Raw genomic sequence first — 23,178 nt, 5'->3', positions numbered from 1 at the left:
ACGGTATTTATGGAGGATCTGGAAACGACTTTCTAGATGGCGGCTTTGGTTTTGATATTATTGACGGTGGATCCGGGGTCGATTCTACTTCTTATGTTTTTTACTCTGGAACAGTCTTAGCTAACTTGACAACTGGTGTTGTATCATTCCCAAATAACTCGAATTTTGTTGACACGCTCATTTCAATCGAAAACCTAATCTTAGGTTCGGGTAATGATATTATAATGGGTAGTTCCTTCAAATCTAATCAATGGAGGCAACGGAAGCGATGTGCTTGCTGGGGGGGCTGGGGCTGATACCCTAATTGGAGGCCTTGGAAGCGATGTTTTCGTTTGCAATAGCACTGCAGATTCGAACAGTTTTTCTCGTGACGTTATTCGTGGAGACGGCTCAAGTGTTACCTTTTCTGGGGTGGGTTCGAGCATAGGGGACCGAATAGACATTTCGGGAATTGATGCCAATGCCACCATTGTCGGTAATCAAATGTTTCAGTTTGGCTTAACGGGAGTTGGAACTATTTCATTTGCAGAGGCGGGCGCAACAACCCTCATTCGTGGAAACACAGACTACGATGCTGAGTATGAATTTATCGTTGCTATCGAAGATGGAAATGTTAGGGCATCGAGTTACACCGTTGCAGATTTAATCCTTTGACTGGTGCCCAGATTCGGTGACTGAAAAGATGATTTGGACTTTTCGAAAATCCTTGTTGTCCGAATTTACTCTTGTGATGCAAGCCCATTGATTTCGAACCAATTTCCAAGAAGTTCGCGCATGTTCTGTATGAGGCCAGCCCAAGGTTGTCGTTTAGGCCTGAGGCAGATACCAACTCTAACCCGGCGTTTTGTCGTCTACGGATGAAATGATAAACTGGTGAGCGATTTCCTTCGGATATCGATTGAAGTGTGATTTAGCGTATCACCAAAATGGTAAACTTAGCACAGTGCCATCTCAGGGGAATAGCATCACCACAATGAGAGCAACCAGCTATTCCAATATCTGACAACCTACCTAGGAAATCGGCCGGCAGAGCAGAGTCAGAGAGCGATTTGATTTGGTCTTGCCGAGTATTTCGCGGACGAAAGGGTGCGTAGGGCTTTACTTTTGTGCCGACACCTCTCACAGTGGGCCGTTATTGATTTTGGAAAGCCGAGCGCCGTACGTCAAACGCTAATTAAGTTGCCAGTTACGGATGGTCGTTAGAAATAATTAAGATCAAAAAAGAGCAGGGACAGCAGAAAATCTGAAATCACTTTCAGGTATTTCCAGCGCAAATAATATAGGGTGAAATACCGTGAAAGTTAAAATCTTCGACAGACGTATAATTAAAATGTTTCTTCAAAATACTTCGATCGTTACGGCCGCGTTATCACGCTTCTTCTTTTTGTTGAAATTCCTGACCATCGCAAAATCACAGCCTTGATCGGCTTTGCAATCCTGCTTATCGTATAATATTTTGTCCTCTGGCTTTGGTCAAATCGCTTAAATCACGCCGAGATACAGATTGAAGGCACCAGTGTAACGATCAAGGTGGGCGACATATTCCTGCAGCCCGGGTTGACCAGCACGCTCACCTCCATCGTCGACGGCCACAAACAAAGCCAGATCAACGATCTGCTGCCGTGGAATTACACCACAAAGGTGTGATCAGGACATCGCTTAACGATAGTGGGCTTGGCTTCCCAATACTGAACGGCATCGCGCGACACACCCATCCCGCCGAGCCGGTATCTCGTGCGGGTTTAAGATTTTTTATCAGTGAGCGGATATTGAAACCGGAATCAAGTCGCGAGGTTGCGCTGCCAGCCTTGGGGTCCGGCGTCGAAGGTGACGGAAGCGGCGGTCGTAAAGGATGAAGTTTCATCGCTAAACACATGGTGGCGTATGGTGATCCTGCCTTTTTCAATCTCCAGAAGATTGAAATCGTTCACTTCTCCGCGCAGCCGATTGGAGAGGCTGGTTCCGGCGTGAACTTGCAGGGCGGACATCCGCCCTGCTACGATTGCAAATGGGTCGGCGCGCCAGCTGTGCAAATGGCCCGAAAGTACCACATCGGCACCGCAATCCGACAGCACCTGCACGCCAAGCGCGGCGTTGCGCATCAGCGTTTTCCGCTCTCCTGGCTGATGTTCGAGTGGATGATGAACAACGACGATACAGGTTCGATCTTTGCCGGAGCTGGAGAACTCAGCGGATATTCTGCGCAGAGCGCGCGACCGCAACCAGCCCTGTTGCCACGCGAACCGATTGACGGTGTTGACGCCTACGACGACCAGTTCGTCATCAACAAACTTAGGGTTCAGATCGGCACTGATCCATTTTCGATAACGCCGCCACGGCGTAAATACCCGCATAATCAAGTTGTGCAATGGCAGATCGTGATTTCCCGGTATAGCCAAAACAGGGGGTGCGAGGGCGCTGATAAAGGCGGCGGCTGCCTTAAATTGCACTACCGTTGCGCGCTGCGTCAGATCGCCAGAGATCACCACAAGATCGGCACCGAGCTTGTTAATGGCTTCCCGCAACGGCTCGAGCAGTTCAGGGCGATCGCGACCGAAGTGCAGATCCGAGATATGGACCAACCTTCTCATGCGGGCTCGCCGCGTTCGGATTTTTCCGGCTCGGGGCTTGGGATCAGGACAGTCAGGGCGCTGTTTTTCACTTTGAACCGGTACGGTCCGGCGAGCCTTTGTCTTTCGCCATCCCGCGCGACTTTATGGGGGCGACCCGCACGACGACCGAGGCTTTCGATCAAGATGTCAGAGCCGCTCATCACCTCAAATCGTCCTTTGGGCAAGCCTTGGCGTAGCGCAATAACCAGAGCCATGCGGATCAGTTCGAGGCGGCTGCTGTCGGCCGCGACGAAGGTGACCAATTCACCGTCTTCGATCCGGTCAGCACCCTCCACGGACAGATGCGTCAACTGGTAGGCGTTGTTCACCACAAAGACCAACGGTGTGCGGAAAAGCTGGGCTTGGCCGTCGACCGTTATGCGCAACCGCATCGAACTGCGTAGTCTGAAAAGCGTCTTGACCACCGCCCAGTAGGCCGCGACGCGGCTACGGCCCCAGCGTTTGTAGATGTCTTCGCGGGTTTCCAGAATGGCGGGGTAGGCGCCTAGACTGGCGTTGTTCAAGAACACCTTGTCATTCACCGTGGCGATGCGCATCGCTTGGGTTTTTCCCTCAACGATCACCTTAACCGCCGCGTCAAGTTCCATGGGCAGATTGAGCGATCTGGCATAATAGTTGAAAGTACCCAACGGCAAGATGCCCATGGTGGCATCGCTGTCGGATAAAGCGGAAGCGACGGCACAGATTGTGCCGTCGCCGCCTCCTGCGACAATGGTCTTGAAGCCTTCGTTTAAGGCGGATCTGCTTAAAGATTCGATCTGCGCGCCGTTCTCGATCAATTTGAGTGTGCAATTCGTCCCGAGCGCCTCAAACGCTTTTACAATGTTGTCCGGATTAGATTTTGCATCTTTCTGCCCGGACCCGGCATTGACTATGACACAGATATCTTTTTCCAAAGCTGAGTATCCCTTGCTGTGATGGATGGCCGGTGAGCTGTTGGGTGAAGTTTTCTGCTTCAGAAAACCTCGGTAAAAATTATAAGATCAGGCAAAATCAGAAGATGTTCTTTGGGCTTTCGTTGTTTTTCGCCCAAGACATCGTTCTCCCCTCTTAGCCAAAGCATGCGCTCAATCAGATACGTTTGCGCACCATAACGTGTGGGGCCGCTATGCGTTCCACGCTCCACTGGAATGGCGTGAGCGCACGCACCTGTAGCGCAAAGATACTGACATCCCAGAGACGGCCGGGTCAGAGATCGGCCAACCGATCAGAGGTTTGCGGGTTTGTGCAGGCGCGGCCATGCGGCGAGCAGACTGCGGGCGTAGTCGGACTGCGGCGCGTCGAACACCTGTGCGGCATCGCCAACCTCGGCGACCTCGCCCCGGCACATCACGGCGGCTTGGTCGGCGATCTGGCGGATCACCGCGAGGTTATGGCTGACCACAACCAGCGTCAGATTATGCTCGACCCTGATCTCTTGCAGCAGGTTTAAAAGGTCACCCTGCACAGAGACGTCCAAGCCTGCGGTCGGCTCGTCTGCGATCAGGACACGTGGCCGCATCAAGAGGGCGCGGGCGACACAGACCCTGCGCGCTTGGCCGCCGCTGATCTGGTGGGCGTATTTATCGGTCACGGCAGCGGGGATGCCCAAGCGGTCAAACAAAGCCGCGGCGCGGGCGCGGGTGGCATCCTTTGGCTCGGCCAGCACTTCGGAAACTTCGTCAAGCAACTGACCGATCCTGCGACGGGGCGACAGCGACGCGGTGCTGTCTTGCAAAATCGCCTGCACGGTCATCGCGCGCAGCCGCGCCCCGGTGCGACCCGGCTGCAACGGCTTGCCGGAGAGCAGAATTTGCCCTGATTGCAACCGCTGCAAGCCCAGAATGGCCCGGATCAGCGTGGTCTTTCCAGAACCGCTTTCGCCAATGATTCCAAAGCAAGTGCCTGCCGGAACCAACAAAGAGACGCCTTTCAGCACCTGAACACGCCCAAAGCTGACCCGTGCGTCCGTGACCGTGATGCTGGCTTCGGTCATGTCACCTCTCCGGCGCGCAGGCAGCGAACAAGGTGGTCGGGAGCGTCCGGCTGTGCGATCAGCGGCGGAGGGGATAGGGTGCAGGCCGCTATGACGAAATCGCAGCGTGGCGCAAAGATGCAGCCCGTAGGCAGGTGCAACGGGTCGGGCAGATCGCCCCGGATGATGCGAAACCGTGTCGTGCGGGCGTCAGGGTTGCGCGGCTCATCTATGCCGATCTCGCAGGCCAGAAGGGCTTTGGTGTAGGGATGCTTGGGGGAGGCTGCGACGCGCGCCACCGGCCCGTGCTCCATGATCTCACCCGCATACATCACGGCGATATCGTCGCAATACCCGGTGACGAGGCCCAGCGAATGGGTGATGAGAAGAACCGAGCAGCCGATGCGGTCGCGCAGCGCGCAGATTTGCTGCATCACTTGCGCCTCGACAGTGGCATCCAGTGCTGTGGTCGGCTCGTCCGCGATCAGCAGGTCCGGTTTGGCGAGCAACGCCATCGCAATCGCCACCCGCTGTCGCATACCGCCTGACAGGTGATGCGGGTATTGCGCAAGCCGCTGTGTCGGCTGATCCAAGCCAACATCCGCCAGAGCTTGCACCATGCGAGCCTGCTTTTCAGCCCGCGCAAGCCCCGGTTCGCGCCGCGACAAGCCTTCTTCCAGATGCGCGCGGATGGTAAAAACCGGGTTCAGCGCGGTAAACGGGTCTTGAAACACCATTGCAATCTTGCGCCCGCGCAACGCCGTTACGGCCCCCGGTGTGGCAAGATCATAGGTGTCTGGACCGATCTGCAGGCTTCCGGTCTCGACCGTGGCATTCGCGGCCAGCAGGCCCAGCAGGGCCAGAGCCACCGTGGATTTGCCGCTGCCGGACTCGCCCACCAGCCCCAAGATCCGCCCCGAACCGATGGTCAGGCCAACGTCGCGCACGCTGGCATAGCTGCCTGCCCGTGTGGCAAACCGCACCCGCAGGTCGGACAGGATGACGCCTGCGCCGGGATCCACGCTCATTGGAACCCTCCCTTCCGCTTGGGGTCGCTCGCGTCGCGCAATGCCTCGCCGAACAAGGTAGCTCCGAGCGTCGTGATCGCCAAAATCGCCGCTGCGCCAATCGTCGGCCACCACGATTGATCCAGGTAGATGTAGCCGTCCTTGATCAGTGTCCCAAGGCTCGCCTGCGGCGGTTGCACGCCAAGGCCCAAGAATGACAGCCCGGCCTCGATGGTGATGACGACGGGTACGTTCATGCTGGCCAGAACGATCAGAGGCCCCACAACATTTGGCAGCAGATGGCGTGTGACCAGTCGCGCGGTGCCGAGGCCAAGAATACGCTCGGCATCGACAAAGGGCTGGTTGCGCAAAGACAAGGTTTGCGCCCGCGCCATCCGGCCAAACTGCGGCAAAAACAGGATCGTCACAACGAGCAGCAAATTGCTGGCCCCGGTGCCATAAAGCGCCACGATGCCCATTGCGAGAATGACCGGAGGATAGGCGCTGATGATGTCGAATATGATCAGGATCGCCCGGTCGATCCAGCCGCCCAGCAGCCCCGCGATCACGCCGAGCAGCGCGCCGATGACGCTCGACAACGCCACCACCGCCACTGCGATCAGTACCGCCGCACGGGTGCCTTGTGCCGCACGGGCCAAAAGATCGCGGCCGAGATTATCGGTCCCCATCGGATGCGCCAGACTTGGGGGCAAGAACTTCGCTTGAACAGCAAGCAGGTTTGGGTTTGGGGTAACCAGCGGGCCGAATGTGATGAACAGCAGGATCGCCGCTGTCAGCACCATGCCGATCCGTCCGGTCGGGCTGGCCCAGACGTCCGCCAAAAGCGCCCTCATGAGCCCGGTCCCAAGCTGCGGGCAATGCGAGGGTCCAACCACGCGTTCAGGATTTCGACCACAAGATTGGCTGTGACATACACGAGCACGGTAAACAGGATGCCCGCTTGCACGACCGGAAAGTTGCGCGCCAAAATCGCGTTGTAGATCAACGAACCAACCCCCGGACGCGCAAAGATAATCTCGACAAACACCGCGTTGCTGATCATGTCGCCAACCCCGATGCCCATTACCGCGACCACCGGGATCAGCGCCAGTCGCATCGCATAGCGCCCGACGATACGGCGTTCGGGCACGCCGTAAGCCCGCATCATCCGCACGTGATCTTCGCTGAGCACTTCTAGCAGCGAGGCCCGGATCAGCCGCGCCAGATAGCCCACCCAGCCGATTGCAAGTGCCGTGGCAGGCAATGCCAGATGAACCAACCGGTCAAGTGGCTGGCCAGGCTCGCCCGCGCCCGTCACCGGAAACCATTGCAGTTGCACAGAAAACACCAGCAGCAACACAATTGCCACCACGAAGGCTGGTGTCGTGATGAACGCAACCGAAGTGACACCCAGCACCGTATCCAACAGCGTGCCCGGACGCCGCGCGGCGATTGATCCCAGCAGCAGCCCAAAGACCAAGGCCAGCAGCAGCCCGGTGCTGGCGAGTTGCAGAGTGTTCGGCAAAGCCTCAGACAGTATGGTTGCGATGGGGCGGTTTGAGACGATGTCGATGCCCAAATCCCCCGACGCCGCTTGCTTCAAAAACAACCACATCTGTTCGAGCACGGGCCGATCCAGCCCCATCCGCGTGGTATACATCGCCCGCAGTTCGGGTGTGGCGCGCGGCCCGAGCAGAATGGTGATCAGATCGCCTTTGACGAAGTGCTGCATCGCAAACAGCACCATCAGCGCACCCAAAAGTGTCAACACCGCCGCCAGCGCACGCTGCATCACGAAGCGCAGAAAGGGTATCGACATCATTTCTCCTGCAGACTTTGACTACCCCCGCCCACTGGGGCAGGGATATTTTTTGCATCATCGCAGGGTTTAAGCTGGATGGAAGAACCGCAATTGCCAATCTGCCCCATTCGGCAGCAGCGGGCACCAAAGTCTTGGAATGCACGAATGTCTTGGCACCGTGGGTGATCCAGAGGCAAGATGCCGATTCATCCAGCAGTTCCTGCATTCGCACATACATCGGGCCGCGCGCGTCAGGGTCGGTGGTGGTGCCAGCTTTTTCGTTGAGGGTGTCAAATTCCTCATTGGTCCAGCGCTGCCAGTTCCACAAGCCGACCTGCGCGCCGGTGAACCATTGTGTCTGAAAGCTCGGGTCGAATTTGCCGCCATAGGTGATCAGCGTCAGCTCTAGATCCTTGCTTTGGTCGCCTTCGCCCATTGACCAATAGGCGCCGCCGTCCAGTGCGTTGATCGTCACCGCCACACCAATTTCGGCCAGATTGGCCTGCACGATGGCGGCTGTGGCCTGCGACTTGGCATCGTTCAGGCAGGTCAGGGTTGCCGTCATCTGAGGCACCCCGGCCTCGGCAAGCAAAGCCTGTGCGGCGGCAATATCGCGGTTATAGACCGGCGCATCGGCCCAGTAGCCCAACAGCCCCGGAGCCATCAGGGAATGCGCCCGCTCTACCGTGCCGGAATACGCGCCCGCTATCACCATATCCATATCAATCCCAAGGCGCAGCGCCTGACGCACCTTCAGATTGTCAAACGGTGCTTTCTGGGTGTTGATGCCGATCCAAGTATAGTCGATGGATTGCTTGTTCAGCACGACCGAATCCGGCAGCGCCGTCACGTCTGCGATGGTGACTGGATCAATCTCGGTGAAGGCGATCTCACCAGCTTGGTAGGCCAGCAAGGCGGTGCGGAACTCTGTCACCGGTTTGATGATGATGCGCGTAAAGCCAGCGGTGTCGCTGCCTTTGTAGTCGGGATTAGCGGTTAAGGTGATGCTTTCGTTCGGCTTCCATTCGGTCATCGTGTAGGGACCAGTGCCGACCACGGTGGTGGAAATCGCCGCCCCCAAAGCCTCGGTCGCTTTCTTTGAGATAATAACACCGGAGCCGTCGCAAATTGCGATCAGCCACAGCGCCGGGGCCGGGTTTTTCAACAGGATTCGCCCGGTATAGGTGCCTGTCACCTCAACCTTGTCCAGAGCCGCCCAATCATCCGCATAGGCTGGCTTGGTGCCATCCGCTGCGGGCAGGAACCGCTCGAATGAAAATTTCACATCTTCAGCGGTCATCTCACCATAGCCGCCGCTAAACATCTGGCCGGGGTTCAGTTCGAACGTGATTTCGGTTTCAGACACCTGAACCAGCGATTTGGCCGCATCAGGCTCCCATTCGAGAACGTTCGGCTTGAATCGCGCCAAATTCTGGGCGCAGGCGCGCAGAATGTTACCCTCTACCACACTGGTGCGGTTGGCGGGATCAAGGTTGGTGATATCCTTGTCAGCCCGGACCACCAAATCTCCGGTGGCTGCGAAAGCCAGGCGCGGGGCGGCCATCACAAGCGGCAATGCTGTGGCGGCGGTAAGCATTTTTAGCAAGGTGCGGCGGTCGAGTGAGTGCGGCATGAGGAGGTTCCTTTGGCGTTACAGGCAGTCGCGGGGGATGGAGCAGGCAAAGTCTTTGGCGGCAAACAGCGTGTCATCTTCGTAGGTGCGGACCGATCCGGTCAGATGGAACTGGAGGGCATCGGCCCGGCAGGCCACTTCAGTCTCAATCCGCACGTTCCAATCAGGCCGCTGATAAGACACCATATATTGCACGGCGGTGCGGCAAGCCAGTGGGTCAAGCCGAGCAATATGATACTGCTTGGTGCGGGTAGAGACAATCCGCGTGTCGGTCTCGACGATAGTGTAATCGCCATCGTGGCTGATGATGTCGAAGGTGGCGGTCTGGCCTTCGATTCCCAAGTGGATGGTGCGGGTTTCGGTAGGCTCCAGATGACGCAGGGTCTCACCCGGCTCGCAGCCGTCTGGCGTCCCGAAAACCGGGGTTGGAAGGCTATGCGCGGAGTCCAGGCGGGGCAGATCAATCTCGGCGGCGTCAAGATCAACCCTCAACGTCACATCCCCTGGTGCCGGCCACATCATCGGCCAATAGCTTGAGGAGATCGCAACCCGCAGGCGATGCCCCACCGGCAATGTCTGACCGATGGGCTTTAGCGCCAGCGTCACGTCGTAAAACTGTCCCGGCTCCAGCGGTTCGGGAAATTCGTGACTGTCGCGATGCGCAAGGTTCAGCAACCCGAACGTCACCATACCCGAGGTGCCATCGGGCGCTACAGCATTTAACCTGACCGCCATCACCGCTTGTGGCTGGTTGGCTGCAACCCGCAACCTCAGCACCGGGGCGCCGACAATCATCAGCGGCTCGGTCAACGGCGCGCTGTCAAAGCATAGCGAACCCGCATCATCTTCGCGCTGATCGGTCGCCCCTTCAGCGGCAATACGGCCCTGACCATAGGGGCACCATTCCTGCGCCTTGATCCCTGTGGTCTGCGGAGAGCGCACGATCTGCACCCCACCCGAAGTCTGGGCTTGTGGTGTCAGACCCCAAGCGCCAAAATGCCAGGTATCGGCAGCAATCTCGGGGGCAGGCCAAGACGAGAATCCTAGCCAGTGGCCGTCTCGATGGGTGAACAGCGGCACCGGCTCTGCGGTGTCCATCACGTAAAGTCGCACGGCTGGATCAGCTTCCACGCCGGTGTCGATGCCCTTCAGCCAGCGATCCCACCAGCGCTTGCATTCATTTAAGAAATCAATCTGCGGCGCCGGCATTCCCTGATTGGGTTCCTTATGCCCCCAAGGCCCGCAGATCGCCTTGCAAGGTGCCGTCAGGTTTTCGACCAGCGCAAAGATCGGCGCTGTGTAGCCATCGAGCCAACCGCCCACCACCAGAACTGCCGCCTCGATGGCGCTGTAATCCTCGCAGACCGAGCCTTGTTTCCAGAACGCATCGCGGCGCTGATGCGCAAGCCAGCGCGCCGGAAACAGCGTCAGATCGTCAATCCGCGCCCGCCACATCTCGCGCCATTTATCCGCGCCCACCATCGCAGGATCAGGCGGGCGCGCCCCGTAACTTTGCAACGACCCTCCCCAACCGAACATATCGTTGATCAGGCAGCCGCCCATGAAATGCGCGTCGGTGGCATAGCGGTCATCCGTGGTGCAGACCGTGACGACGGCTTTAAGCGCAGGCGGGCGCCGCGCTGCCACCTGCAAGCCGTTGAAGCCGCCCCAGGAAATCCCCATCATGCCGACAGCACCGCTGCACCACGGCTGGCGGCTGATCCAGTCGATCACTGCCAGCGCATCATCTTGTTCTCGCAGCACATATTCATCGTCGAGCAAGCCCTCGGAATCGCCGGTGCCCGCAATGTCTACCCGCGCCACGGCATAGCCATTCGCCGCAAACCAGCGATGCTTGGCATCATCGCGCAGCCGCGTGCCATCACGTCTGCGGTAGGGCAGGTACTCCAGAATACACGGCACCGCCGCGCCATCTGCCGGCAAAAACAACCGCGCCGCCAATCGCCTGCCATCTGGCAGCGCAATCCACGCCAACTCTACGTTCAGGACCGAGGGCTTTTCATTCATCATCTGCGCACCGTGTGGTTTTTCATCGTCGCCCTTGTCGCTGCCATTCCGCGTCGGATTTGTTCGAGTCGGCCTTTCGGAAGATGGCGCATCATTGCAGCATTGCAACTGCAGAAATCTTTGTGCAGACTTAGAAAAACTAGGTGTGCCCGATGGAACTGTTCCCCCCGCTAAACGCGCTACGCGCTTTCAGTATTGCCGCTCGTGAGGGCAGCTTTGTGTCTGCTGCCGTCGAATTGGCGGTCACGCCCGCAGCGATCAGTCAGCATGTCCGCAATTTGGAAGGCTACCTCGGCAAAAAGCTGTTCCTGCGTCAGCGCAACAAGATCGAACTGACCGAAGCGGGACAGGCGCTGTACCCTCGGCTCGAGCAATGCTTGGGTGAGATTGCTCGGCTGTCGGAAGAAGTGCGCCAGGCGGATGGAAAATCCAGGTTGGTTGTATCGGCATCACCGTCGCTGGCAGAGCTTTGGCTGTACGACCGGATGCGTGACTTTGATCTGCGCGCCATCGAAGTCAGGGTCGAAATAGACCCGGTTGATTTCATCGGTAACGGTATCGACCTTCGCATTACCTATGGTGCGGATCTTTATCCTGAACACCGCGTTGTGCCGCTGTTCAGCGACGTCATAGCACCGGTTTGCAGCCCGGAATTTGCCGCACGTTGGGGCGGCGATTTGCTGACCTTGCCCGATGATGGCTTTATTCACACCGATTGGGGGCCATCTTATGCCAACCTGCCATCTTGGCGAGCATGGTTCAACGTCGCCGGTATGATGCGCGATATTGAACCCTCCTCTGGCTTGCGCACTCATTTGACCGGACATGCCATCGCCTCTGCTGCGGCTGGGTTGGGCGTGGCGCTTGCTCCGACCCGGCTCGCCGAGCGCGATATAAAGGCCGGCAGGCTGGTCATGCCTCATGCAGCACGAATGGCAATGGAATCAAGTTATTGCGCTATCTACCCGCACGCGCGCGGCACGCGCGAACCCGTGCAGCGGTTGATCGCATTGCTATTGAAACAGTCGATTTAGCAAACGATAAAGATGGTCTCGCATGGTCAGTTCCACGCCGAACGCAACGTGAGATCCGGCGATGATGATCACGAGGCTGCGCAGAAAAAGGTATTCGAGCGAACCGCGAAACGTGGCTGCGGGGGCCGCGCCGATACCCTCGCGAGCCTGCGAGTTTTTGGCGCTTACGCGCCTGCGGCGATCACTGCCTTGATGTGCCGTATGTCAGATCCACAGCATCCACCAATGACGCGCAGAGCGGGCAATCGCTGGGCCATTCCTGCGTAGAGCGCGCCGAATTCGTGGGGATCACCATCGTCTAGCTCTGTAGCTTCATCCAGCTCGGCGTGACTGCGGCGCGATGCATTTGGTCGAACCATACCGATGCGGTTCAACCAGCCTGACGGCAGTCGATCAACGAAGTGCTCAGGATGCGCGCAGTTGATGCCGTAATAGCGACAATAGCCGTCGGTCGCCGTTTCGACTTCATCAAGGGCGCTGTCCAAGTCTTGCCCGGTCGGTAGGCGTCCATCGGTCTCAACAGTGAAGGATAGCGCAAACGGCAAATCAAGCTCGCGCGCCCGGGTGGCGATGCCGATGGCCTCGCCGGGGTGGGTGATCGTGAAGGCCGTTGCGATGTCTACGCCGTCGTCGGCGAAAGTCTCCAACTGAGCATTGTGCAGGCGGGCAGCTTCCGCCGGGGCCAGCAGTTGTGCCGGTGCATAGCCATCGCCCGCCGGTCCCACCGCTCCCTCCAACAGGATATTCTTGCGCCATGGATGGGTGTCGCGCAGATCGCGGATAAATGCCACGGCGCGTCGATTGACATCGCGTATGCCTGCGTCGTCCAGCCCAAGCTTCGGGCCCCAGCCGCCATTTGCACGCCATGTCGGTGTGCCGAGAACAAAGCCACGTCCCGCCGCTTCGGCCATGTCAAGATACGAGACCAGATACCGTCGCAGCATCTCGCGGCCTTCCGAAGTATCAAGAAGCACAAAGGAGGCAAACTGCGGTAGGTCGGCACCTTCGTGAAAGATCAAGTCTGTCTCTAGTCCACCGTCGCTGAGAAACGGGACTGACGACGAAAGCAGGCGATCAAGCATCTCCATCACTGCCTCTCGAAAAAGGTTGAGCCGATTATAGCAAACTCGGGCGAACTGGTCGAGATTGCCAATTCAAATTGCCAAGCCGCCGACAGGAGCAAATCCGTTCTGGCGTGTAGACTCTAGCCGAGGTTACTGGCGATCTTTACGGTGGTGCCCTGCGCTTGCTCAGCGGGTAGAACGAAGATGCCGTAACCGACCAAGCCCGATCCTCTGTAGCCGAGAGAAATGCCTTAAGCCCCGATTGCGGGATGCTCGGACTCGAACCCAGAATCTTTTTGGCGGGTAGGGTGCTTGAACGCCATTGCCTTGGCCATCGCCTCGGTGATTGCGGCGCGGTCGCTTGCACGCCTTATCGGATAGGCATTGACGAACCAATCATGCACGGCGGCAGCGTCGCAGGGCTGCTCGCCCGCCCAAATCCGCGCTGTGGCCTCTTTCAATCGACAAAATGCCGCGTGCGCCTCGGGAAGGCGACCCTGCTGAACCAGCGAGATGGCGAGCCACCCCTGGTTGTCTACGATTTGATCGCCTGAGCGCAATGCTGCTATCTCGGCCCGCTCGGGGTCTCCGCCCAGAAGATGCACGGCCGCTGCATAGCACCACTGATGCGAGCGCAGCATCGGCGAAAGGCGCATTGCCTGATCGAGAATATCGCCTGCGCGTGGGTGATCGCCAAGGAAGGCGTAACCCATCGCTGCTGATATCATTGTGGTTGGGCTGAAAGGATTCAGAGTGGCGGCAAGGTCAAGATGCACCGCCCCTTGGTCAAAACGGCCCGCCAGCGCCGCGCTCCAGGCGAGCGCGAGATGGTTGCGTGCATCCATCGGGTCAAGCTCGACGGCGCGCATTGCCAACGTATGCGCGGTGGCATCTTCGCCTTGCGCTCTCTTGTGACCGGGTTGCAAAATGTGCCGAACATTGAGGATACTCGCGAGGCTGGCATAAGGCGGGGCGAAACTGGGCGCATGTCGAATGAGACGCTCAAAGATCGCTTGCGCTTCGACTTCGCTTGCAGGTGTCCATTGCAACAAGAGTGCCTCGCCCTGCTGCCAATCATCGTAGTTTTTGATATCGGTCGGCACGTGCCCGACGACCTGCGACAAACGATCGGACGATATGTAGATTTCAAGCGCCGAAGCCACACGACCGATGACATAGGTCTGATTCTTACGCCAATCTTCGGCGGATAGATAAAACGCTTCACTCCAGGCGATACGTCGGTTGCGCGCCTCAAGAAGCCGGAACTGCAGCTGTCCCCGATTGCCAACTTTTGCGCGGCGCGCTCGCAAAATATAGTCGGCCCCACCGGAATCCTCGCCCATAACGTCGAGCACCGCCCAGCTGCGAAATCTAGAGAGGTTAGCAATGAGATTGGTGCGGAACTGCTCGACGGCGTCTGCGTCGACCGGACTGTTCCATTCGAAGGCACCGATGGCGATCTGCGGCACGCGCGGACCAGTTGTCGAGATCGATGGTACCGCGGCGAGGGAACCGAGGTTACGCAGCGTAGCGCAAAGCTGCACCACTGCTTCGCCCGGCCGCGTCCCCAATGCGTTGAGATGTTTCGACAGCCGCTGAAATTCGCTGAGCGCAGCCTCTTTGCGGCCGCTGCTGGCCAAATGCCGCATCAAGGCCATCGACGCAGGCTCGTGCCCCGGTTCAAGCCGCAACAGTACTTCTGCCGCAGTGCGCAAGGCGGGCTGATCAGGTTGGTGACGTTCCAGACAGGATTCGAGCCCGGAGATAATCCGATCTCGCCAGATCGACCGACGTACGCTCAACCAGGCGTCGAGCGTGGGGCTGATGTGGCGCAGACCTGCCAGCACCTCGCCGGGTAAATCGGTTACGGACTGTAAGGTCGAGGGCACTTCGCCCTCACCCAGCGCCCGCAAAATTGTTTGCAGATCGACCTCTGCGACCGTTTGGTTCAAAAACACCAGCGTGCCACGGGCACCAATCAAATTTGGTCCCCCTGGTGCGAGCCGATCGTTGATGTGGCGCCGTGTCCGGGCCACAGCGACGCGCCCTTGCGCCAGCGATCTGTCCGGCCAAAGCATCGCCGCCAAGCGATCATCGGCGATCGCCTGATCGGGCTCTAGCGCCAACACCCCGATCATCGCAGCGGCATGTGCCGACGTCAGAAGCAACTGTTCGCCAGCCGAATTTGTGATGGTGAGGCTTCGAAGCAAGTTCAGCCGCAGACCCTCAACTGGCAAAGTTACGCGCGCGCCAACACCTGTTGCATGCAGCCGGTACAGGGCCAAACCGTCGCCAATGTTTTTCAGTAAAGGATGACCCATCGCTTCGAAGCGAAAGCGGGGCGAATGATCCAACGCGGCGACAATCTGTTGCGAGACCACAATCCCGCCGGGCTCGGCAAGCGTTTGCATCCGTGCCGCCACGTTCAAGGCATGTCCGAAGTATTCGGTCTTGCTGAACACCACCTCACCGAGATGAACGCTGATCCGCAATATCAATTTCGATGTGGCAATGGTGCGCTGGGACAGTCTTTGCAGCACCACAGCACAGTCAACCGCACCGGACACGCTGTCGAACAATGCGATCCAGCCGTCGCCCGTTGTCTTGATGACCCGGCCGCCAAAGCGTTCGCTGCCGCGCCGTGCCCGGGCGAATGCCCGCTCGACGAAAGAGATTGTACCAGCCTCGTCGGACTTCATGCGCCGACTGTAGCCGACAACATCCGCGAAGAGTATCACTGTGGGGCGACCGTCAGCGAGCATGACTTTCACCAAACTTCGGGCATCTCCACCATGATAGAGGAAAATAGCCTAGGGGGCAAAAAGGAAACGGGCGACGCCAATCGCCTCGAGGTGCTGGCCGCTGAATTTGAATGCTTCACAACCCGAATTGGACCGGTGGCTTGGGCTTCGGTGGTGATCCCGGGCGACGCGCTTCTTACGCGCTGTCCCAATTATCCGAAGGCCGCAATGCTGGCTTCGGGGCGGGTCGCAAACGGATGTGCGCTGACTGAGGATCGCTGTCGGCTGAGCGGATTGGGCGAGGCGGTCGAGCTGGCAAGCTGCTGCGCATGGGGCGACGAAGTGATGATCAGAGCGAGGCTCGAGGATCTGCCCCCGAACACGATTGGGCCGCAGCAGGCGAAAGGGTTTAGCCGGGCCCAGATCCGCTCAAGGCAGGGGTGGAACAAGCGATATGGCTCATACGACTGGCGGCCTCCGGCGTATTCGGGCGCAGAGATCGACTGGATCGCTGGCATTGACGCGCAGAGCGGGGCTACCGTGCTGTTGCCTGCCGATAGCGTTCTGATCGGCTTGCGCACGGCCGGGGATGAGGAAGCAACCGCTATTGCCGATTCGAACGGCTGTGCGGCGGGTGCGACCAAAGTCGAAGCTATGGAGGCCGCACTGCTGGAACTTGTCGAACGCGATGCGGCTGGGCGGTGGTGGTATGGGCGCAGGCAACGGCCATCCTTGCCCGCCGCGCTTTTGAACAAGTGGCCCGAGCTGATCAAATGGCTGGATGGCCGGATGCGCCTGACCCGACTTTTGGATCTGACCACAGACATCGGCGTCCCGGTGATCGCCGCTGTCTCTACCGCGCCGGACGGCCGCCTGCCAGCGTTGGGTTTCGCAGCAAGATTTGATCTGGCGGAGGCAGCGGGCGCAGCCGTGGCTGAGATGTTGGCTGTCGAAGCGTCGCTGCTATTGGCGGCAGAAAAGCCTGATCCGTTGACCGCCGAATGGCTCGCACGTGGTCCCGCAGCACTCCCGCCGCCCGGACCTGAGACGACAGACACCGGGACAAAAACTGCCGCTCAGTCGGAGACGGGCCTTGCGTCGGCCATCGCGGCGCTTGGTCAGGCGGGATGCAGCATCACCTTCGTGGATCTGACCCGCCCCACCTTCGGTGTGCCAGTGATCCGTGCCGTGGCACCTCGCCTTTGTCACTACAAGCCAAGGTTCGGACACCCCAGATTGCTGTCCCCAGACTTGCGCGATCTTGGCCCCGCCGGTGCGACCCGCCCGAACCCGGTGCCGCTGTTGTTTTAGATTTTCTGTGGTTAAATTAGCTCGTCGCGCAGGCAGAGAGAAAAATCTTTCTGAACAAGCAGCCGTGTGATAATTTAGTCTTGTTAAAATAACTGACGGGTGATTCCACGTCGGTGGGATAGTCCTTCTTAATCTCTGTTTTCAATAAATACTTCAGTTCACCACCGTTAGTCGGGGCAGAACAATGAACGACTTGGCATGTCTTCATGGCGCGGGGTATCGTCTGGTTATCGGGCAACTGTCGCCTGAAACGACGATGACAAGGCAGGCGGATCTTTTTGGCCCTGATGGTGTTATTAATACTGCTGAAGAACCGATTGTTCTTGATGTCGTCGAAACCGAACGCGGGATGGTAGCGGTGATCGGCGACAGGGCTGCAGCGCAGCTTGATGGCTTGCTTGTCGCTTTGCGCAATTCGCAATTGGACGCAGAGTTTTCGGCGGAAGCTGTCAACTCTGTGCCCGTTCGGGTCTATTCAAGAATTGCCTCGCTAGGTATTCAGGCAGATGATGCAATGCTTGATCGCCTCGGGCGGCTTGGCGATGCGCTGTTGGTTGATTACGGTTTTGCGCCGCCCCCCCCGCTGCCAAGACTCATGGGAGAGACTCCTGCGGCCTATACCTACCTTGGCCAATTTCTCGCGCATGAAATGACAGTCTGGAAGCAGGCTGGGGTCGAAACCGCGCCGTATCCCTCCGTCGCGCTTGACAGCTCCATTGACCTCAAAACAATCTTTCTGCGCCCGCTCGACTTTCCACCCAAGCTGCCGGGCCATGTTCAAGAGGTCCAGGGTCTGGCGCTTGGTGAGACAATCCCGGATTCGAAGACGGTGCCCGCGGCCAGTGAGCTCAACGATTTGCCGCGCATGGCTGATGGTCGCGCCCTACTGTTTGAAAGGCGCAATGACCAGAACTTAGCTTTGTCGCAAACTCATGTAGCGGTGACGCGTTTCGCACAAGCGGCACTGGCTATCCTGCAAGGCGATGGCCTGCAGGATAAACGGGTAAGGCGAACGATTATCCGACATTTTCAGTCGGTCGTGTTGCAGGATTTCCTTCCGCGTTTGATCGACCAGGAAACCTATGATGACGTGATGAACGAGGGTCGCGTCTACATCGCCCCCTCGAACAAACTCCATCCTTTATATCAGTTTTTTGTTCCGATTGAGGTGTCTGCGGCGATCTTTCGCTTTGGTCATGCAATGGTGCGTGAGGTTTATGCGCCATGGAATACGGTCGATCCCAAGCATACTGTGCCCAGTGCGTTGGCTACTGATCTGCTCGACTTCACGTTTGATGGTGAAAATCTGACCAACGGTCAACTCCTTCAGCTATGGACAACCGACTGGCGACACATGCTTGGCTTGGAAGGGTCTGATCCGATCAAGGCAGCCCGCATCGGCACGGAGTTGAGCCAAGACTTGTTCTGCCTGCCGGACCGGTTGTTCCAACAAAGCATTTATGACCGTCCCTGCGCGCAACAGGTGCAGAGGCATCTCAATCTCGCGCGTCGCACTTTGATGACCGGAGCGCTGCTGAAATTACCGACCGGACAGGCACTTGCCGAGCAAGTGCAGCAGAAACTGACTCTGGCCGGGTCGCCCTGCCATATTCCGATCTTGGCGCCTGACTTGCTTGATATTCCAGATAATCCTGCCGCGACCGAGATCATGCGCGAAGGCGCGATTGGGGCGCGATTTGTCGATCAAACGCCGCTTTGGTTATATATCTTGCGTGAAGCGGCAATTTGCGGTGACGGCAATCATCTCGGCCCATTGGGCGGCCGCATGGTCGCGGAAACTTTGAGCGCGGCCATAGAAGCAAGCGGGACCGGGATGATTGTGAATGGGGTGCGGCAACGGTTTGTGCCAGATCCCGCATTTGGGGGGCGGTTCAAGGATAAATTCGATTATTGCGACCTCGTAAGACTTGCTTTCAGCGCGCCACATTAGTCTATTATCATCAACCGAAAGGATCCATAATGGCCGACATTGTCGTCTTCGATACATCCAAAGTGGGAATTAAGGCCCAACGTCAATCCGGCATGAAATTACTTGGCGAGATTTTTAACTCCAATTTTATGGATGGGACGCTTACACCCGATAAAGTGGTCAACAATACCATTCAGAAAATCATCACCAATTACCCCGCCTATAAGGTGACATATAAAGGTGATACGAATGTTGTGACCATCGATAACCTTGCAGGAGGCACCTATTTCTATCAATTTGGCCCAGATTTGAAAAAACTTAAGCTGAAAGGCGCAAAAGACGCCGATACCGGTGGGACCGATGTGATGACGATTGCTCTATCAGACGGCACCAATAGCCTGCTTTCGCCAAGCGGTTATCTGTCACTTGTGATCGACGACTTGGGTGTGGCTGATAGTGGCGACCGGCGGAAATATCTTCTCGGTACCATCACGTTTCGTCGCTGCCGCTGACCTTGAACCCCTGAGCCCCCGGGCCACAGAGCATTGCATCCCTCGGCGTTATCAAGAGCGGTCGAGGGAACGCTTATTGCATTTTGGCGTTGGCAGATAATGTCACGTTGGGGCCATGCGGATGCTGATTGCAATCTCGTTTCTATTGATGGTTGCGGCTGGCTTTTTTGCTGCTGTGCCTTCGCGCTTCGAGGCTGCCCGAGACAGCGAAGATCTCAAGTTTGAACTGTCCAACTTCGCGGCCTTAGCATGACTGGTTGGCAGGGCAGTTATTGTGGCCCGGCGCCGATACCGGTCGAGCTGGTTTCGCGCTGGAATTTCGATCTGTGGGTGTTGGCGGTTTTGGCTGGATTGGCACTGTTAGCGGGACGCAACCGCTGCGGGGCGGCGGCGATTGCTGTTTTGGCAATCGCGTTCGTCTCCCCGCTCTGTGCGCTATCGTCGGCGTTGTTCTCGGCGCGTGTGCTGCATCACGTGCTTTTGGTCGCGGTCGCAGCGCCGCTTTTTGCAATTTCGCGTCCGACCCGGACCCACACTCGGGCGGGTGTGCCATTTCTGTTTGCGACGGCGGTGCTTTGGCTGTGGCATGTGCCCGATGCCTATGACGCCGCGCTGGGGCATATGGCGCTTTACTGGGTTATGCAGGCCAGTCTGTTTGGGTCGGCTGTACTGTTCTGGCGGGCGGTGTTTTCACAACCTGACGGATCGGGCGTGGGATGGGTGTTTTTGGCGTATCTCGCGATGGGGATGCTTGGTGCCATCCTGACACTTGCGCCAAATAGCTTTTACGCAACCCATGCAATTGCCCCGCTTCTGTGGGGGTTTTCGCCACTGGCTGACCAGCAACTTGGCGGCTTGATCATGTGGATGCCAGCGGGTCTGCCTTTTGCGGTATGGGGCGGTTTGCTTGCGCGCAGAGCTTGGCGTTCGAGTGCAGGAGAGCCGGAGTGAGCTGGGTTGAGGGGCTGGTCGCGCATATCAAAGCGCTGCACCTTAGTTTTGTGGCAGTGTGGGTGGCCGGGTTGGTTGCCTTGCCGCTGATGCTGGCGCGGCATGATCGCTCTATCGTGCAAGCAGAGTTTGCCCAAATCCGCCGCGCCACGCATTTTGGTTATGTTTGGGTGATCACTCCAGTAGCGGTGCTGGCAATTGCCTCGGGGACGGCACTTATCTTTATGCGCGAGGTCTTTACGATGTGGATTTTCGCCAAGCTTGTGCTGGTTACCGGCCTTGTGGCGATGCACGCATGGGTAGGGCATACCATAATCAGCGTCGCCGAAACCGAAGGCCAGCACGAGCCACCCGGGCCGATGATCTCAGTGATGTTGGTCTGCGGTCTCGCGCTGTGCATTCTGGGCCTTGTTTTGGGCAAGCCCGAGCTCGAAGAATTGCCAGTGCCGTCCTGGCTGTTGCGACCCTTGGGCTATCAGTTGCCCTTTGCTATTCCCAACCGATAGTCGAAAACGAGCTTGCCGCCATGCCAACCCGTCACACATACCACGATGACCGCGAAGCCGGACATAAGCAGGCCCCACGGCAGGATGGCGGTCTCGTATCCCGTCAAACGCCAGCCCCAGTTGAGCCCCAGAAGCGACAGCAGCATCACCGCAATCACGAAATGCGTCCAAGCAGCAGCGCGGATACGGATACCGGGCACCATCAACAACTCCATCGTGCCGCTGGCACCAGCGAGCAGGCCAAACAGGAAGGCTGTGCCCGTAGCCCACAGTGCGGCCCAAGCCCATCGTTCTTCACCAGACAGCCAATACAACATATCGGCACCAAAGGCACAAAAGGTCAGCGCCACCGGGAAAGCGACTGTCATTGCATGAAGCGGGTGGCCCCAGATCGCGACGCGGCTTTCGGTTTGTTGAAACGCAGGGTCGCTGAGGATCGGATCCTCGAACGGACGAATGTCCTCTGCATCTTGCGTCATCTTTTGTGGCATCCGACACTCCATCGCGGTTTTGCGCTTGCGGCAACGCTTCAGCTCACAAGTGGTTGCCAGGATCAGCTTTCGATGTTGCATCCGGCGGGTCCGGCAGCCCAGACCATCGCAGAGCTGTGGTGGATTATGCTGGCTTGTGGGCTGGCCATCTTTGCTTTGGTAATGATGTTGCTGTTTAGCGCCCTGCACCGCGCGGCCAACCGATCGGGGCAAGGCGCAAGCAATGATGAGCGACAAACCCGCGTCTGGGTGTGGGGCTTTGGCTTGGGTTTTCCACTGGCAACTCTGGCAGCGCTGACCGGATATGGCCTTGTCATTGGCGAGCGGCTGCTGCCCCGCACCGCATCCGACCTTGTCACCGTGCAAGCCGAGGCGCGGCAATGGGCGTGGACCTTTCGCTATGCGGGTGCCGGCGTGCCTGCGACAGAAGGCGTGCTGCATATTCCGGCAGGCCGCCCTGTCGATGTGGAGATCACCAGTACCGACGTGATCCATTCGTTTTGGGTGCCGCGGTTGGCTGGAAAGCTCGATGCTATTCCGGGTCATGTAAACGTGCTGCGCATTGAGGCCGCGCGTCCGGGGATATATTCGGGGCAGGGTGCCGAGTTCAGCGGGCGCGGTTACCGCGAGGATGTGTTTACAGTCGAGGCGCATGATGTCGAGTCCTGGGCAAGTTTTCTGCGAAAGGGCACGCCATGACCGAGATCAGCCCTACGCCATCCACCCCGCAACACCGCGGCACAGCCCTGCGCCTGCATCGACAACTCGCGCGGATATGGGGCTCTGATCCGCGCTTTCGCGGCTGGTTGACCACCAGCAATAACAACGACATTGGCGGCTTGTTTCTGATCGTTGCTACAACTTTCTTTGTGATCGGCGGCGTCCTTGCGATGCTGATCCGTGCGCAACTCGCGACGCCGAACTCGGCTTTCCTGCAGCCTGAGGCATACAACCAGATATTCACGATGCATGGCACCGTGATGATGTTTCTTTTTGCAATTCCGTTTTTTGAGGCGATGTCGGTGCTGTTGCTGCCGGGGATGCTCGGAACCCGCGATATGGCATTTCCTCGGCTTGGCGCCTACGGGCTGTGGGTTTACATCTTTGGTGGCAGCGCCGTCATCATTGCGATGCTGATGGGACTAGCGCCGGATGGCGGCTGGTTCATGTATCCGCCGTTGTCCTCGGCGGCATTCTCGCCGGGAGTCGGGGCGGATGTCTGGTTGCTCGGCATCACTTCTATCGAAGTTTCGGCGATTGCGACGGCCGTAGAGGTCATCGTGACCGTGCTGAGATATCGCGCGGCTGGCATGAGCCTGTCGCGGATGCCAATCTTCGCTTGGTATATTCTCATCGTGTCGGTGATGATCCTGACGGCGTTTCCCCCTATGATCCTTGGATCGCTGCTGCTTGAGGTGGAGCGCGCGCTTGATTGGCCGTTTTTTCAGGTGGAAAACGGCGGCGATCCCTTGCTGTGGCAGCATTTGTTCTGGTTGTTCGGCCACCCCGAAGTTTACATCATCTTTCTGCCTGCGGCGGGTATGATTGCGACCATTTTGCCGGTGATGGCGCGCACTACTTT

Annotated in this window: 20 protein-coding genes and 2 pseudogenes; 11 read left to right on the top strand and 11 right to left on the bottom strand. The window is 58.1% G+C overall.

From position 1 onward, the window contains the following. A pseudogene (locus JWS10_RS13585) lies at positions 1–296 on the top strand (hypothetical protein); the annotation flags it as partial. Next, positions 271–654, top strand: a complete 384-nt coding sequence (locus JWS10_RS13580) for a hypothetical protein (protein ID WP_299508254.1) — start codon at positions 271–273, stop codon at positions 652–654. The pseudogene JWS10_RS13585 and the gene JWS10_RS13580, both read left to right, overlap by 26 nt. 1,127 nt (positions 655–1,781) lie before the next feature. On the opposite strand, the gene JWS10_RS13575 is transcribed toward JWS10_RS13580, so the two are convergent. The 8 genes and pseudogenes from JWS10_RS13575 to JWS10_RS13540 all read right to left on the bottom strand — a co-directional run bounded on the left by JWS10_RS13575 (position 1,782) and on the right by JWS10_RS13540 (position 11,059). Beyond that, on the bottom strand, positions 1,782–2,591 hold the full coding sequence (locus JWS10_RS13575; RefSeq protein WP_299508252.1) for a metallophosphoesterase: 810 nt from the start codon (positions 2,589–2,591) through the stop codon (positions 1,782–1,784). After that, a complete protein-coding gene (locus JWS10_RS13570; protein ID WP_299508250.1) occupies positions 2,588–3,529 on the bottom strand; it encodes a diacylglycerol kinase family protein in 942 nt (313 codons plus the stop codon). The genes JWS10_RS13575 and JWS10_RS13570 overlap by 4 nt, the downstream gene beginning before the upstream one ends. A gap of 311 nt (positions 3,530–3,840) precedes the next feature. After that, a complete protein-coding gene (locus JWS10_RS13565; protein ID WP_299508248.1) occupies positions 3,841–4,608 on the bottom strand; it encodes an ATP-binding cassette domain-containing protein in 768 nt (255 codons plus the stop codon). Beyond that, positions 4,605–5,615, bottom strand: coding sequence for an ABC transporter ATP-binding protein (locus JWS10_RS13560; protein WP_299508246.1), 1,011 nt, complete (start codon positions 5,613–5,615; stop codon positions 4,605–4,607). Before JWS10_RS13560 ends, JWS10_RS13565 begins: the two co-directional genes overlap by 4 nt. Then, positions 5,612–6,448 (bottom strand): ABC transporter permease, encoded by an 837-nt coding sequence (locus JWS10_RS13555; RefSeq protein ID WP_299508244.1) that lies wholly within the window; start codon positions 6,446–6,448, stop codon positions 5,612–5,614. Before JWS10_RS13555 ends, JWS10_RS13560 begins: the two co-directional genes overlap by 4 nt. Beyond that, complete coding sequence (locus tag JWS10_RS13550; protein ID WP_299508242.1) at positions 6,445–7,341, bottom strand: ABC transporter permease; 897 nt, start codon at positions 7,339–7,341, stop codon at positions 6,445–6,447. The genes JWS10_RS13555 and JWS10_RS13550 overlap by 4 nt, the downstream gene beginning before the upstream one ends. Positions 7,342–7,750: 409 nt before the next feature. After that, positions 7,751–8,959: pseudogene (locus JWS10_RS13545) on the bottom strand (ABC transporter substrate-binding protein); the annotation flags it as partial. Between the two features lie 87 nt (positions 8,960–9,046). After that, positions 9,047–11,059, bottom strand: a complete 2,013-nt coding sequence (locus tag JWS10_RS13540; protein WP_299508240.1) for a CocE/NonD family hydrolase — start codon at positions 11,057–11,059, stop codon at positions 9,047–9,049. A gap of 149 nt (positions 11,060–11,208) precedes the next feature. Between JWS10_RS13540 and JWS10_RS13535 the strand changes: the two genes are divergently transcribed. Beyond that, complete coding sequence (locus JWS10_RS13535) at positions 11,209–12,090, top strand: LysR substrate-binding domain-containing protein (protein ID WP_299508238.1); 882 nt, start codon at positions 11,209–11,211, stop codon at positions 12,088–12,090. A gap of 164 nt (positions 12,091–12,254) precedes the next feature. On the opposite strand, the gene JWS10_RS13530 is transcribed toward JWS10_RS13535, so the two are convergent. Together JWS10_RS13530 and JWS10_RS13525 are read right to left on the bottom strand one after the other, a co-directional pair. Beyond that, positions 12,255–13,178, bottom strand: a complete 924-nt coding sequence (locus JWS10_RS13530; protein ID WP_299508236.1) for a homocysteine S-methyltransferase family protein — start codon at positions 13,176–13,178, stop codon at positions 12,255–12,257. 227 nt (positions 13,179–13,405) lie between these two features. Continuing rightward, positions 13,406–15,916 carry an adenylate/guanylate cyclase domain-containing protein gene (locus JWS10_RS13525; RefSeq protein ID WP_299508234.1) on the bottom strand — a complete coding sequence of 837 codons (2,511 nt, stop codon included), beginning with the start codon at positions 15,914–15,916 and terminating at the stop codon, positions 13,406–13,408. A gap of 30 nt (positions 15,917–15,946) precedes the next feature. Between JWS10_RS13525 and JWS10_RS13520 the strand changes: the two genes are divergently transcribed. The 6 genes from JWS10_RS13520 (at position 15,947) to JWS10_RS13495 (ending at position 21,105) form a co-directional block, all read left to right on the top strand. Then, positions 15,947–17,206, top strand: coding sequence for a YcaO-like family protein (locus tag JWS10_RS13520; RefSeq protein ID WP_299508232.1), 1,260 nt, complete (start codon positions 15,947–15,949; stop codon positions 17,204–17,206). Between the two features lie 184 nt (positions 17,207–17,390). Continuing rightward, a complete protein-coding gene (locus tag JWS10_RS13515; RefSeq protein WP_299508230.1) occupies positions 17,391–19,157 on the top strand; it encodes a peroxidase family protein in 1,767 nt (588 codons plus the stop codon). Positions 19,158–19,186: 29 nt separating this feature from the next. Beyond that, the gene (locus JWS10_RS13510) at positions 19,187–19,648 is read left to right on the top strand and encodes a hypothetical protein (RefSeq protein ID WP_299508229.1); all 462 of its coding nucleotides are present in this window, start codon (positions 19,187–19,189) and stop codon (positions 19,646–19,648) included. A gap of 121 nt (positions 19,649–19,769) precedes the next feature. Beyond that, a complete protein-coding gene (locus JWS10_RS13505; protein WP_299508227.1) occupies positions 19,770–19,901 on the top strand; it encodes a hypothetical protein in 132 nt (43 codons plus the stop codon). Then, positions 19,898–20,599: a cytochrome c oxidase assembly protein gene (locus tag JWS10_RS13500; protein ID WP_299508225.1), complete on the top strand. Its 702-nt coding sequence runs from the start codon at positions 19,898–19,900 to the stop codon at positions 20,597–20,599. The genes JWS10_RS13505 and JWS10_RS13500 overlap by 4 nt, the downstream gene beginning before the upstream one ends. Beyond that, positions 20,596–21,105 (top strand): CopD family protein, encoded by a 510-nt coding sequence (locus JWS10_RS13495; RefSeq protein WP_299508223.1) that lies wholly within the window; start codon positions 20,596–20,598, stop codon positions 21,103–21,105. Before JWS10_RS13500 ends, JWS10_RS13495 begins: the two co-directional genes overlap by 4 nt. Here the strand turns inward: JWS10_RS13495 and JWS10_RS13490 are convergent. Next, positions 21,075–21,596 (bottom strand): DUF2231 domain-containing protein, encoded by a 522-nt coding sequence (locus tag JWS10_RS13490; protein ID WP_299479581.1) that lies wholly within the window; start codon positions 21,594–21,596, stop codon positions 21,075–21,077. The two genes, JWS10_RS13495 and JWS10_RS13490, sit on opposite strands and share 31 nt — an antisense overlap. 72 nt (positions 21,597–21,668) lie before the next feature. On the opposite strand from JWS10_RS13490, the gene JWS10_RS13485 reads away from it, so the two are divergent. After that, positions 21,669–22,295 carry a cytochrome B gene (locus tag JWS10_RS13485; RefSeq protein ID WP_299508221.1) on the top strand — a complete coding sequence of 209 codons (627 nt, stop codon included), beginning with the start codon at positions 21,669–21,671 and terminating at the stop codon, positions 22,293–22,295. Beyond that, positions 22,292–23,178: cbb3-type cytochrome c oxidase subunit I (locus JWS10_RS13480; RefSeq protein WP_299508219.1), on the top strand; the 887-nt coding region annotated here is incomplete at its 3' end. The genes JWS10_RS13485 and JWS10_RS13480, both read left to right, overlap by 4 nt.

This window comes from Cypionkella sp. (assembly GCF_028290025.1).
Lineage (GTDB): Bacteria > Pseudomonadota > Alphaproteobacteria > Rhodobacterales > Rhodobacteraceae > Cypionkella.
This window is presented reverse-complemented; position numbering and strand designations above follow the sequence as displayed.

Coding starts and splice junctions, on each gene's coding strand:
- JWS10_RS13485 (WP_299508221.1), top strand. CDS start 21,669: ATGTTGCATCCGGCGGGTCCGGCAGCCCAGACCATCGCAGAGCTGTGG.
- JWS10_RS13490 (WP_299479581.1), bottom strand. CDS start 21,596: ATGCCACAAAAGATGACGCAAGATGCAGAGGACATTCGTCCGTTCGAG.
- JWS10_RS13500 (WP_299508225.1), top strand. CDS start 19,898: ATGACTGGTTGGCAGGGCAGTTATTGTGGCCCGGCGCCGATACCGGTC.
- JWS10_RS13515 (WP_299508230.1), top strand. CDS start 17,391: ATGAACGACTTGGCATGTCTTCATGGCGCGGGGTATCGTCTGGTTATC.
- JWS10_RS13530 (WP_299508236.1), bottom strand. CDS start 13,178: ATGGAGATGCTTGATCGCCTGCTTTCGTCGTCAGTCCCGTTTCTCAGC.
- JWS10_RS13535 (WP_299508238.1), top strand. CDS start 11,209: ATGGAACTGTTCCCCCCGCTAAACGCGCTACGCGCTTTCAGTATTGCC.
- JWS10_RS13555 (WP_299508244.1), bottom strand. CDS start 6,448: ATGAGGGCGCTTTTGGCGGACGTCTGGGCCAGCCCGACCGGACGGATC.
- JWS10_RS13525 (WP_299508234.1), bottom strand. CDS start 15,916: ATGCTCGCTGACGGTCGCCCCACAGTGATACTCTTCGCGGATGTTGTC.
- JWS10_RS13565 (WP_299508248.1), bottom strand. CDS start 4,608: ATGACCGAAGCCAGCATCACGGTCACGGACGCACGGGTCAGCTTTGGG.
- JWS10_RS13550 (WP_299508242.1), bottom strand. CDS start 7,341: ATGGTGCTGTTTGCGATGCAGCACTTCGTCAAAGGCGATCTGATCACC.
- JWS10_RS13520 (WP_299508232.1), top strand. CDS start 15,947: ATGATAGAGGAAAATAGCCTAGGGGGCAAAAAGGAAACGGGCGACGCC.
- JWS10_RS13505 (WP_299508227.1), top strand. CDS start 19,770: ATGCTGATTGCAATCTCGTTTCTATTGATGGTTGCGGCTGGCTTTTTT.
- JWS10_RS13560 (WP_299508246.1), bottom strand. CDS start 5,615: ATGAGCGTGGATCCCGGCGCAGGCGTCATCCTGTCCGACCTGCGGGTG.
- JWS10_RS13575 (WP_299508252.1), bottom strand. CDS start 2,591: ATGAGAAGGTTGGTCCATATCTCGGATCTGCACTTCGGTCGCGATCGC.
- JWS10_RS13510 (WP_299508229.1), top strand. CDS start 19,187: ATGGCCGACATTGTCGTCTTCGATACATCCAAAGTGGGAATTAAGGCC.
- JWS10_RS13540 (WP_299508240.1), bottom strand. CDS start 11,059: ATGATGAATGAAAAGCCCTCGGTCCTGAACGTAGAGTTGGCGTGGATT.